The sequence below is a fragment of the Virgibacillus sp. genome (assembly GCF_013393565.1).
Taxonomy (GTDB): domain Bacteria; phylum Bacillota; class Bacilli; order Bacillales; family Amphibacillaceae; genus Virgibacillus; species Virgibacillus dokdonensis.
This window is the reverse complement of record NZ_JABXHF010000013.1, coordinates 53545-65581: the sequence shown is the minus strand read 5'-3', so window position 1 is coordinate 65581 and position 12037 is coordinate 53545. Positions and strand designations below refer to the sequence as shown.

Below are 12037 nucleotides of genomic sequence, written 5' to 3'. Positions count from 1 at the left end.
TAATACCGCCTCGATTCTTTCATCTAACGTATGTTTACTTCTTCTTTTAGACATAGAAAATGCCCCCAATATCGTAGTAAAGAGTTTTTATTATTTCTCTGTCTACCATATTGGGAGCATATCATTAAAAGCAAGTGACCTTTCTATTCTAAAAAGTGGTAAAATAAGAAACAAATACTTTGTCACGGAAAGGAGTTTACTTCATGACAAACATTCCTATTTTGGATGGTCATAATGATACATTATTAAGATTACACAAGTCACATGAAAGTGAAATGATTTTCTTTAATGAAAATACTTTTGGGCATATTGATTTGCCACGTGCAAGAACAGGCAAGTTTGCTGGAGGCTTTTTTGCTGCCTTTACTCCAAATGAGAACTACAAAGTCGAACCAGAAAAACATGTAACTAAAACAGGATACGATATGCCCTTACCACCACCTATTGATCAGCCATTTGCATTAATTTATACGAATGCCCTAGCAGCAACTCTTTTTAAGCTAGAAGCTGCTTCAAATGGAAAAATAAACGTCGTGAAAAGCAAAAAAGAATTGATCCGTTGTCTGAACAAGCAAAAATTGGCTGCTATTTTCCATATAGAGGGAGCTGAAGCGATTGATCTTGAATTCCATGCGCTTCACGTCCTTTATCAAGCTGGGTTGCGATCATTAGGCATTGTTTGGAGTAGACCTAATCGATATGGCGACGGTGTTCCTTTTCGCTATCCATCTTCTCCTAACATCGGTGATGGGTTAACAGATGATGGAAAACGCCTCGTAAAGGAATGTAATCAGCTCGGCATTATGGTTGATACAACGCATTTAAACGAGAGGGGATTTTGGGACGTTGTTCAGTTAAGTGATGCTCCTATTGTAGCAACTCATTCAAACGTCCATGCAATCTGTCCAATTTCAAGAAACCTTACCGATAATCAACTCAAAGCAATTAAAGATAGTAATGGAGTAGTAGGCATTAATTATGCAGTCAATATGTTACGTCCTGACGGTCAATTTGATACAAATATTCCATTAGATACCATTGTTGATCATATCTCCTATATAGCGGATAATTACGGAATTGATCATGTCGCTTTAGGATCCGATTTCGATGGCACAACTGTACCAGATAGTCTAAAAGATGTGACAGGTTTACCTAAATTACTAAAGAGGCTAGAAATAGCGGGGTTTGCAGAGCAAGAAATTGAAAAAATTGCTTATAAAAATTGGATACGCGTATTAGGAGAAACTTGGAAGGCGTAAGGTCTATAGTTAGCATTTCAGAAATTAGATATGTAGGGAGTTTATCCTAATAAAGTGATACTACAGGCAGTAACCGTTTACCGTTCTTCTACTTCATGTTTTCCAGCTTATTCAAGGAGATGACCTAAAGTAATAGGTGCTGTTATCTTCCACTTAGACTTGTCTAGCTTACATTTTCCAATTCTTAAGCTGGGAGTCCTACAGCACCTTAAATCCGGATAAACTCTAAATCTTAGTTTGTACTTGCCTCTTGCATCCTTTTTATCATATCAGAAGTAACTTTTACATCAAGTTGTGTAAAACCGCCTACGATAGATCCATAAACAGGTAAGAGAGAAGGAGTTAAAACTCGAAAATAGTCATCCTTTTCCAAGTTCCTATGGACAATTGGTAAAACTCCATCCACATCGTTAAAGATTCCGCCACACAATACCACTTTCACTTCTTCCCTATCTGTAAACAATTTACGATAAAGTGTTACGATGTGATGTACTATTTCAATTGCAGCATTTTCAACTATCCGGCTAGCTACACGATCATTTCTTTTATAGGCACAAAAAACAATTTCAGATAAACTTGCAATCGTTCTCTTCATATCTTGCGCAAAATAAATATGGTCTATGAGAGAGCGAGCATTATCTACACGGAAATGTTCATAGAGCATATCCAATAGTATTGTTTGATCTCCTCTTCCATCTTGGAATTTTAAAGCGGCAGATACACCTTGCCTTCCTATGCTGTAACCACTACCTTCATCACCAAGTAGATGCCCCCATCCCCCTACTCTATCTTTATTTTGCTTCTTGTTTATTCCATAAGCTACAGATCCGGTTCCTGATATATGAACGATCCCCGGATCACCCAAAGTTCCGGAATATAACGCATTTAACGCATCTATCTCCAAATAAACTTTGCTGTTCTTAGGAACTAATGATGATAAAATACCTGTTATTTGCTGTTTTATTTCAGCGCTCCCTGCCCCAGCTATACCTGCATAAACACAGATTACACGTTCAAATTCAACTGGTGCCCGATCTTTTATACGTTGGAATATAGCTTTAAATATCTCATGTAATTCCTGGTTAGATATTACATTTGCATTCGAAGGACCGACTGTAAAATTAATTACTGTATTTCCTCTCATATCAACCATTACTACCTGTGTTTTTGTACCCCCACCATCAATACCAATTATATATTCCATTTTCCCCCTTATTTCCCTTCCCTTTGTATATCCATAATGGCTTCACGTAAATTACCACTGTTTTCCTGTAAAATATAACAGGCCTCATCTGACTTCAATTGAAACATGCTAATAAGAATAGCTGCCTTTAAATTAAACTCAGATTCCTGCAAAGCCTTTTTTGCTTCATGTTCTGTAACATTAGCAATGTCACATACTATACTAACAGCTCTATCTCTTAATTTTTGATTCGTTGCTTGAACATCAACCATATAATTATTATATACTTTTCCATTTTTTATCATAGAAATAGTCGATATCATATTTAAAACCAACTTCTGAGCCGTACCTGCTTTCAAACGAGTAGAGCCTTGAATAACTTCTTCTCCTACAAGAAGTTCAATAGGATAATCGACTAATTGACTTATTTTTGTATTTTCCTTACAGACAATACAAGCAGTAGGTATATGCTGTTTTTTTGCTTGCTTAATTCCACCAATAACATAAGGTGTTTGACCGCTTGCTGCAATAGCGATTAGGAAATCTTTTGATGATAGATGCTGTTTCGCATCATGTTCCCCCGATTCTACACTATCCTCTGCATTTTCAATTGCTTGTCTGATCGCATTTTCCCCACCAGCAATCAAAGCAGTGAACAGATCGGGTTGAACCCCAAAAGTTGGTGGACATTCCGATGCATCTAGTACACCCATTCTTCCACTTGTGCCTGCCCCCATATATATAATTTTTCCGCCATTCTTAATCGTTTCGGTTACTTTTTGAATAACGGGCTCAATCTGATGAAAAGCTTTTTCTACAGAAACAGGAACCGTCGTATCTTCTTTATTCATATAAACCATAATTTCTTTAATAGACATTTGATCTAAACCCATTTAAAAGAACCTCTCTTCAATTTTGAGCTACATTCGTTTAACGTCCATGTAAAGCTAGTGAATAATTTTTTCAAAAGCTGCCACACCAAATTTATGTAACTCAAATTGTTTTCATTTTTCTTCGAAGCCAAACTTATCCCATGGCTGCAGATGATCAAGAAGTAATACCTCTTCCTCACGTATTCTGCCAACAACATTGGACTTACCTGAATTCACCATATCTTGCAATGCAATTTGTAACTCTCCAGCATATTGTTTATATAAATCACTTTCAATAATAATATCCCCGCGCTTTATATTCGGTGTATGATGCACAGGGAAAGAATGCCCTCGATACTTGACCCGACTTTGAGTAGACCGAATTAAATAATCAGATACATCCCCACGATAGAAATGTGGTTCATCAAAAATAATTTTTCTCTCCAAGTCAGAGATTCCTTCTTCTACTTTTATTGAAAAAATAATTTTTTCACGCTGTAGTGTACTCAGCTTCTTTAGCTCTTCTTCAGATGCATAAGCATTGCCAATAATTACATCGTCAATTAAATTGGTAGCCCATAAATGTTTTGCCTGTACTTCAATAGGTAATGTACGGTGCATTTCCAAAGTAGGAAGGCCTTCCATAATAGGCCATGGTCCATAAGTCGCATCGGAAGAAGATACAAATGCTGCTGTTCTTAAACCGTAATCTTTAAATTTCTTACTACACTGTATAAAAAAGTCATAAGCAAGACCTGAATACCTATGTGGATAAAAATTATGACAGCCTACTAACTTTTCTTTATTAGGACGATAACTCATGATATTATCTAAGTATTTCGTTGCGTTACTCATGTTTATTTCTATCTTTAATTCATACGGATTAAAAGTCATTTGCGCTTCTTCATTTCCAGTAAAGCCAAGATCTAATCGAATACCATCAACACCTAATGCATTAAAAAATGATAAATCATTATATGAAATATTTAATTCTGAAAAAACTCTTGGATTTATATCACAAATTACTTCCATACCCAGTTGTTTGGAGAACTGAATGGTTTGTTTAAAGTGTTCAATAATTTTCTCAGCATCACCTTCCATGGATAGAAGGCATGTAAAAATACGAGTAAAACCATATTTATGCGCCAATTCAATATACGCTAAATCATCTTCCACCCTTGAATGATTCGGGTATATAGAAATCCCCAAGTTTCTCATCTAATCACCTCTATCATGATAATTTTGTTTCTAAGCAATGAATTCGTTGTAGCATTTTTATCATCTGTTCAATTAAAGATATTTCACTAATGGATGTCATTAGATGGTCTTGGGCATGCACCATTAATAATGACATCTTCACTGGTTCATCATTTATTTCTGCTTGAATTAATTTCGTTTGTGTATTATGCGCTTTCGTTAACTGCTCTTGTGCTTCCTTCAATTTTTCTTCTGCATCCGTAAATGCGCTCTCATAAGCTAAATCCAGAGCTTTGTAGGCAGTAGCTTTCGCGTCACCACCGTGGGAAATAATAGAAAAAATATCCATTTCTAAATTCATGGTATAGACCTCCTTCTTTATTTATCAATATCATATCATATTTAAAATAAAATTTTAAGTTATATTTTTTATATTGAATTTTTCTTTCAAATACTATATAATCAATGTATGTGAAACCCTTTTCACATTTTCACGACTTATACAAATTGAGGAGGTAAAAAAATGAAAGTGTTATTTGTATGTTCTGGGGGTATGTCTAGCGCAATTGTTGTTAAGGCGCTAAAGACGGAAGCGAAAAAACATGGGCATGAAATGGAAGTCCACGCTATTGGAACAAGTGAGGTTGAACAAGAAATGCAAAAAGAGTGGGATGTTTGTATGGTCGCACCACAAATTAAACACCGCTTTGACCAAGTCAAAGTGCATGCTGACGAAGCAGGAGTTCCTTGTGGAGCAATTCCAGCACAAGCTTACACGCCATTAGGTGGTCCTTTACTATACAAAACTCTAAATGAACTCATCAAGTAAAGCGAAGGGAAGAGATTACCTTGAGTAAATTTGTAGATTTTATGGAAAATAAACTGTCCGCTCCTATGGCACGTTTATCGGAACAACGTCATTTATTAGCTGTTCGAGATGGGGTTATTTCTGCATTACCTTTTATTATTGTTGGATCATTCTTTTTAATCTTTGCTTTTCCGCCATTACCAAAGGATTGGGCAATTACACAATGGGCAACAGAGCATGCTGCAGAAATTTTAATTCCATACCGAATGACCATGTTTATCATGTCATTATACATAGCATTTGGTATTGGCTATAATCTAGCGAAGTCCTATAAAGTAGACCCTTTATCTGGAGCGCAAATTGCTGTTGCGGCTCTATTATTAACCCTAACACCAACTGCTCTTGATGAATTAGGGTTTGTTCTGCCAATGCAATATTTAGGTGGACATGGACTATTTGTTACCATTATCGTATCCATTCTTGCTGTAGAAATATTTAGAGTTTGTAAACAAAAACAAATTACCATTAAATTACCTGAGCAAGTACCTTCTTCGGTTTCTCGCTCATTCGAAGCACTTATTCCGGTTGCCATAGTAATCATCTTAATGTCAACCATTACCGTTGTAATGGGAATAAATCTACATCATGTAGTCGATAAATTAGTTGCTCCATTAGTAACTGCAGGCGATAGCTTATTTGGTGTATTAGTACCAGTATTTCTCATCACTTTCTTCTGGTCATTCGGTATACATGGGGTTTCTGTCGTAGGTTCTATTGCAAGGCCGCTATGGGAAGTATATCTTGTTAACAACTCTCAAGCAGTGGCAGATGGAGCTTCCACCATTCCGCATATCGCACCAGAAACTTTTTACCAATGGTTTATTTGGATAGGTGGTTCTGGGGCTACATTAGGTCTCGTTATTGCGATGTTGCTTTTCGCAAGATCTAAATACATTAAAAATTTGGGTAGAGCTACGATTGTTCCTAGTTTGTTTAATATAAACGAACCAGTTATTTTCGGGGCACCAATTGTTCTTAATCCCTTATTGATTATTCCGTTTATTATTACGCCAATTGTTACAGCGATTATTGCTTATTTTGCAACATCTATAGGATTAGTAAGCCCGACATATATTATGCCACCATGGACATTACCAGCTCCAATTGGTGCATACTTATCCACTGGTGGTGATTGGCGAGCTGTTGTCTTAGTACTAATAAATATAACCATATCTGTAACAATCTATATGCCGTTCTTAAAGCTATATGATAAAAAAATGATAGCTATGGAACAAGGAGAGGAATAGAAAAATAACATTATAATGGGACAGGCATCCGAAGCATTAGCGCCCATTCATCATTAACAGAGTGTAGTAATATTAAAGAATTTGGACTGCAAGGTGAAACGCAACTATATGGAATCATTTTGAACCTTGCGTAAGACGTTCATTTTTCCTATGCAGCAATGAAGAAAAGAGAATAGAGGTGTTCTCTTTTCTTTTTACTCTATAGATGAGGTGAAAATATGATTCAATCCAAAGGCATCATCCCTAGAATTAGTTTTAAAGGGGTATTTGTGTTTATGTCAATAACCATTTTAGGGTTATTGCTACTTCCCACCCTTTTCATGACTATAGGTATTACTAAAACAGCTAGTTTTTTTATCGCTTGTACCATTTCTTCATCAATTGGTAGTATGCTCGTTTTAACTAAAATTGATGGTAAACCCACTGAAAGAATCTATTTCAGAAAAAGAATGGCACTTTCTATGATTGTTGGACTTTTATCAAGTGCACTCATTATTTTTGTTTTTGGAGGAGATATTTTTGGATACTAAAGGTATAAAACTTGTCACTATTGGCGGTGGATCAAGCTATACACCAGAATTTGTGGAAGGCATTATTAAACGGTATAACGAATTACCAGTCAAGGAGCTCTGGCTTGTCGATATCGAAGACGGTAAAGAAAAACTTGATATTGTAGGAAACCTAGCTCGAAGAATGGTTAAAAAAGCCAACATCCCGATGGAAGTACATTTAACTTTAGATAGAGAAGCTGCTTTACAAAATGCGGACTTTGTAACTACACAAATTCGAGTCGGATTGTTAGATTCAAGAATTAAAGATGAAAGGATACCAATTAAACACGGAATGATTGGCCAAGAAACAAATGGTGCTGGCGGATTATTTAAGGCCCTTCGAACCATTCCAGTATTAATGGACATTGCTAGAGACATGCAAAACTTATGTCCGAATGCTTGGTTAATTAATTTTACAAATCCAGCTGGTATCGTTACGGAAGCATTAGTAAAATATAGTAAACATAAAAAAGTCGTTGGCGTTTGTAATGTGCCAATTAATATGAAAATTACTATTGCAGACCTTTTAGGCGTGCCTGAAGAAAAAGTTCAGATTGAATTCGCAGGTTTAAACCATATGTCTTATGGTACGGATGTATTCGTAGACGGGGAATCAAAATTAGCAGAAGTGATTGAATTATTGGCTAAACCTGAAAACCAATTATCTATGAACAATATAGCGCCTCTTCCATGGGAAGGAGAATTTATTAAAGCACTTCATATGATACCTTCTCCTTATCATCGTTATTATTATAAGACGAAGGAAATTTTAGCTAATGAGCAAAAAGAATACCAAGAAGGAAAAACAAGAGCGGAAACAGTCAAAGAGCTGGAAAGTAAGTTATTTGAACTTTATAAAGATCCAAACCTAAATATTAAACCACCCCAACTTGCTGAAAGAGGTGGCGCATACTATAGTAATGTCGCTTGTGATCTAATTTCCTCTATATATAACAATACAGGAGATATCCAAACGCTTAATGTTGTGAATAACGGAGCAATTTCCAGTCTTCCTGATAACACTGTAGTCGAAGTGAACTGTACTGTAACAAATAAAGGACCAATACCTTTAGCTGTCGGTGCTTTACCATCTCCTATTAATGGACTTATTCAACAGATCAAGTCTTTTGAGCTAGCTGCGATGGAAGCAGCTGTAACAGGTTCATATGAAATAGCATTGTTGGCATTATGTATTAACCCTTTAATTACAGACGATGGAAAAGCAAAAGTAATTCTTGATGAATTACTTGAAGCACATAAAGAATATTTACCACAATTTCATTAATACTTAATAGAAAAACTTGGCTTGTCACCATGTCCTATGGCGAATGCTGTAGTTTTTCTTAAACCATAAAAAAACCATACGTCAAAAATAAAAGCTACATTCTGGCGCATGGTTTTTATTTTTATCTTTCCCCCACAGAATCCCGATACACAATTTCGTGTGGAATAATGATACGTTTTTCAGGGACAAAATCCGATTGTGTTTTTTCAATTAAAGCTTTCGCAGATTGTACACCCAGTTGATATATTTGAATGTCAACAGTTGTTAAAGCTGGACTTGTCAGCTCGGATAGGTATACATTGTTAAAGCTTACCAATGAAATGTCAGTAGGGACATCATACCCTAACTCTTCTAAAGCACTTAGCACCCCTAGGCTCATTAAATCATCACTTACAACAATTCCTGTTGGCGAATACTCTAATTGCAACAATTTCTCTATTGCTTCTCTCCCTCCTGATTGAAGGAATTCACTATGAATACGATAAGCTTCACAAACTGGTAGCTCCGCTTCATTTAAAGCCGCTTTATATCCGTTTTCTCGATCCATCGTTACAATAAGATCTCTGGAACCACCAATAAAAGCAATGTGCTCATGTCCTTGGTCAATTAAATAATTTGTTATTTCTTTTCCAGCTTTATAGTTATCATTATCGACATGTGTAATTTCACTTACATAATCATACGGTTTTCCTACAATTACAAATGGAAATTCTTTTTCACGCAAAAAATTTGTTATTCGATCATTCATACGTGAGTAAAGTAAAATGATTCCGTCTACATAACTGCCATAAACCATACGTTCTACTTCAGCAAACATCTCTTCTTCTGTTCCACCACTCGATAACATCATCGAATATTGCATATCATGGGTAACCGTTCCGATACCTCGCAACACTTCCGGGAAGAACGGATTTTGTAAAGACTTATCAGCAGATGAAGGCATCACAACGCCAATTGTTTTGGTAGACTTGGCGACTAAATTTCTAGCATTTACGTTAGGGTGATATCCTAATTCCTTCATTGCCTTTCGAACCTTCTTTTTCGTATCCAGACTGATTCTTGGATTATCTGCAATTACTCTAGACACAGTAGAAGGTGATACACCTGTCGCCTTTGCTACATCTTTTATTGTTACCATTTTTAATATCTCACCCTCTACTCCATCATTTGTATCATTAGTTAGTATATGTTATAGATTTATCGTTGTTTGCTTTCCACTTTTCGCTCCATTTATTATAACATGCTGCCCTTCGCTAAGACCAATTACATTCACTTTTATGTTCTGATAACTTGGCTGATACGTACCCTCTTTGCGTTTCACTTCAACAACTACTTGATCCTTTGTCGAAATGATCTCTATGTCGAGTTTAAGATAAGTACCATTTTCAAAAGCAAATGTTTCTCCGTCATCATCATAAAGCATACATGTATATGTTGCATTTTGCTGGCTTGCAAAAATATGCATTGCCATATCGTTGCCTTGTTTTTTCTCGTTAGAGATATAAGAATTTTGCAGTACTGCCGTTCCTTTTTTAATAAAGATTGGTAATTGATCCAGTTCTGCATGAACAAGGTGTACTTTACCACCTTCATATTCTTCTCCCACAAAGAAATTGACCCAATCACCTTCTGGAAAGTATACAGCACGATCTGTAATTGCTGGAACTAAAATTGGTGCGATCATGACATTATCCCCAACCATAAATTGATCGTTTAAATTATAGGTCTTTTCATCAGTAGGATACTCCATGAATAACGGACGCATAACTGGCAAGCCTCGTTCACTTGCTTGACGAAACAATGTATACAATTGCGGCATCCACTCATAACGCATTTTGATGTACCTTCTTATTATATTTTCGTACCTTTCCCCAAACTGCCATGGTTCTTGATACATTGTTCCAATCGCAGAATGATTTCGAAAAAAAGGCGTAAACGCGCCAACTTGCGTCCAACGAACCAATAGTTCTGGATTTGTATCATGGGCAAATCCACCTACATCAGGGCCCGCAAAAGCAACACCAGATAACCCTAGGTTCATTACCATTGGCAGACTCATTTGTAAATGTTCCCAAAAGCTCCGATTATCGCCCGTCCATACTGTAGCAAACCGTTGTACACCAGCGTAACCGGAACGAGTAAGCAAAAATGGACGTTTACCATTTAATTGCCCTTTTAACCCTTCGTAGGTTGCTTTCCCCATTAATAAACCGTAGACATTATGCAATTCACGATGTGTTGTAGGATTGCCATCATTCCGATGCATGACAGCCGTATCCATTGTTTTTGTTTCATTAAATACAGCTGGCTCATTCATATCATTCCAGACACCTTCTACACCCATACTGCTGTAAAACACGTGCTTATCGCCCCACCATTTCCTTACACGTTCCTCGGTAAAGTCAGGAAAGGCGCTTTTACCTGGCCAAACTTCCCCAATATAAATATCATCTTCAAGATATTTACAAAAGTTGTCATCTCTTACCCCTTCTTGGTAAATGGTATATTCAGGATCTTTTTTCACACCTGGGTCAACGATTGGCACAACACGAATGCCCATATCTCGAAGATCCGCTATTAATTTTTCAGGATCAGGGAAGCGATTTTTATCAAACGTAAATACACGATAACCATTCATATAATGAATATCTAAATGGATGACATCAACAGGAATATCTCGCTCCACAAATTTTTCCGCTAAAGCACGAACTTCTTCTTCCGATTCATAGCTATACCGTGACTGATGATAGCCTAATGCCCATTTTGCTGGAAGAGGCATTCTTCCAGTTATGAAAGTATATTGTTCTAAAACTTCTTTCGGAGTGGGCCCTGCCATGACATAATAATCGACTTGCCCTCCTTCTGCATGAAAGGTATACATATTATCATAGCTTTTCATATCAAAGGTCGTTCTAAAAGTATTATCAAAAAAGATGCCGTGTGCTGTTCCTTGGCGTAGTGTCATAAAGAAAGGAATAGATTGATACAAGGGATCTGTTTCTGGATTATGCGGTGCATACACATCACTATTCCACATCTCATATTTTTCTCCGCGTTTATCTAAAAAACCACTTTTTTCTCCGAATCCATAGTAATGTTCTGTAGTGAATTTCTCTTTACATACAATTACTTCTCCGTTTTCTCTAAAAGCCATACCACGTTCTTTTTCTCGAACAATAACGCGTCCGTTGATTTCATGAATAGAAACACGAAATGGCTGTTTACGAATAGTAACTTCAAGCTCCTCTGTTTGTAACAAAAACGTATCTGATATTTCTTTTTCAGTAATTGGCATGCTTTCGGGCTCTACTACCACTGATTTCGAGCCATTTAGATCAACTTTCCCTGTAGGATTCATTACAATCCTAACAATGGAAGGATGATAAAAACAAACGATGACATGCCCTTTTTCACACTGAAAGGAGTAGCCTTGGGAATTTTTCTCAACATCTATTACATTCCCAATATCGCAGAACCGAATTGCTTCTGTCTCTGTATTTTTTCCTGGATGAATAGCAAAACTAGTATCCTCTAGCATGGTAATACCTCCTACTGTCGATTTTCGAACCGAAAAA

The 12037-nt window shown here is 36.6% G+C and carries 11 protein-coding genes; 5 read left to right on the top strand and 6 right to left on the bottom strand.

Annotated features, from left to right (window positions below):
* Window positions 1–203: 203 nt before the first annotated feature.
* Window positions 204–1259 carry a dipeptidase gene (locus HLX49_RS04400; protein ID WP_296360907.1) on the top strand — a complete coding sequence of 352 codons (1056 nt, stop codon included), beginning with the start codon at window positions 204–206 and terminating at the stop codon, window positions 1257–1259.
* Between the two features lie 232 nt (window positions 1260–1491).
* Here HLX49_RS04400 and HLX49_RS04395 read toward each other — a convergent pair whose 3' ends face one another.
* The 4 genes from HLX49_RS04395 to HLX49_RS04380 all read right to left on the bottom strand — a co-directional run bounded on the left by HLX49_RS04395 (window position 1492) and on the right by HLX49_RS04380 (window position 4872).
* Window positions 1492–2463: an N-acetylglucosamine kinase gene (locus HLX49_RS04395; protein ID WP_077705457.1), complete on the bottom strand. Its 972-nt coding sequence runs from the start codon at window positions 2461–2463 to the stop codon at window positions 1492–1494.
* Window positions 2464–2471: 8 nt separating this feature from the next.
* Window positions 2472–3335, bottom strand: a complete 864-nt coding sequence (gene murQ / locus HLX49_RS04390) for an N-acetylmuramic acid 6-phosphate etherase (protein ID WP_077705460.1) — start codon at window positions 3333–3335, stop codon at window positions 2472–2474.
* A 111-nt stretch (window positions 3336–3446) separates the two neighbouring features.
* Window positions 3447–4532: a DUF871 domain-containing protein gene (locus HLX49_RS04385; RefSeq protein WP_077705463.1), complete on the bottom strand. Its 1086-nt coding sequence runs from the start codon at window positions 4530–4532 to the stop codon at window positions 3447–3449.
* 13 nt (window positions 4533–4545) lie between these two features.
* Entirely contained in the window at window positions 4546–4872 is a 327-nt protein-coding gene (locus HLX49_RS04380) for a PTS lactose/cellobiose transporter subunit IIA (RefSeq protein ID WP_101932418.1), read from the bottom strand.
* Window positions 4873–5034: 162 nt separating this feature from the next.
* Here HLX49_RS04380 and HLX49_RS04375 point away from each other — a divergent pair, with 162 nt between their 5' ends.
* From HLX49_RS04375 to HLX49_RS04360, 4 genes are all read left to right on the top strand, one after another.
* Window positions 5035–5340, top strand: coding sequence for a PTS sugar transporter subunit IIB (locus HLX49_RS04375; protein ID WP_077705466.1), 306 nt, complete (start codon window positions 5035–5037; stop codon window positions 5338–5340).
* 20 nt (window positions 5341–5360) lie between these two features.
* On the top strand, window positions 5361–6626 hold the full coding sequence (locus HLX49_RS04370) for a PTS sugar transporter subunit IIC (RefSeq protein ID WP_101932419.1): 1266 nt from the start codon (window positions 5361–5363) through the stop codon (window positions 6624–6626).
* Window positions 6627–6844: 218 nt separating this feature from the next.
* Window positions 6845–7156: a hypothetical protein gene (locus tag HLX49_RS04365; protein WP_101932420.1), complete on the top strand. Its 312-nt coding sequence runs from the start codon at window positions 6845–6847 to the stop codon at window positions 7154–7156.
* Window positions 7146–8462, top strand: a complete 1317-nt coding sequence (locus HLX49_RS04360) for a 6-phospho-beta-glucosidase (protein WP_296360906.1) — start codon at window positions 7146–7148, stop codon at window positions 8460–8462. The genes HLX49_RS04365 and HLX49_RS04360 overlap by 11 nt, the downstream gene beginning before the upstream one ends.
* A gap of 121 nt (window positions 8463–8583) precedes the next feature.
* Here HLX49_RS04360 and HLX49_RS04355 read toward each other — a convergent pair whose 3' ends face one another.
* Together HLX49_RS04355 and HLX49_RS04350 are read right to left on the bottom strand one after the other, a co-directional pair.
* On the bottom strand, window positions 8584–9600 hold the full coding sequence (locus HLX49_RS04355; RefSeq protein WP_101932421.1) for a LacI family DNA-binding transcriptional regulator: 1017 nt from the start codon (window positions 9598–9600) through the stop codon (window positions 8584–8586).
* A 51-nt stretch (window positions 9601–9651) separates the two neighbouring features.
* Entirely contained in the window at window positions 9652–12000 is a 2349-nt protein-coding gene (locus HLX49_RS04350; protein WP_101932422.1) for a glycoside hydrolase family 31 protein, read from the bottom strand.
* Between the last annotated feature and the right edge of the window lie 37 nt (window positions 12001–12037).

Bases quoted from the DNA above. Each gene is read 5' to 3' on its own strand.
- HLX49_RS04400 (WP_296360907.1), top strand. From the start codon at position 204: ATGACAAACATTCCTATTTTGGATGGTCATAATGATACATTATTAAGA.
- murQ (WP_077705460.1), bottom strand. From the start codon at position 3,335: ATGGGTTTAGATCAAATGTCTATTAAAGAAATTATGGTTTATATGAAT.
- HLX49_RS04375 (WP_077705466.1), top strand. From the start codon at position 5,035: ATGAAAGTGTTATTTGTATGTTCTGGGGGTATGTCTAGCGCAATTGTT.
- HLX49_RS04395 (WP_077705457.1), bottom strand. From the start codon at position 2,463: ATGGAATATATAATTGGTATTGATGGTGGGGGTACAAAAACACAGGTA.
- HLX49_RS04365 (WP_101932420.1), top strand. From the start codon at position 6,845: ATGATTCAATCCAAAGGCATCATCCCTAGAATTAGTTTTAAAGGGGTA.
- HLX49_RS04350 (WP_101932422.1), bottom strand. From the start codon at position 12,000: ATGCTAGAGGATACTAGTTTTGCTATTCATCCAGGAAAAAATACAGAG.
- HLX49_RS04385 (WP_077705463.1), bottom strand. From the start codon at position 4,532: ATGAGAAACTTGGGGATTTCTATATACCCGAATCATTCAAGGGTGGAA.
- HLX49_RS04355 (WP_101932421.1), bottom strand. From the start codon at position 9,600: ATGGTAACAATAAAAGATGTAGCAAAGGCGACAGGTGTATCACCTTCT.
- HLX49_RS04380 (WP_101932418.1), bottom strand. From the start codon at position 4,872: ATGAATTTAGAAATGGATATTTTTTCTATTATTTCCCACGGTGGTGAC.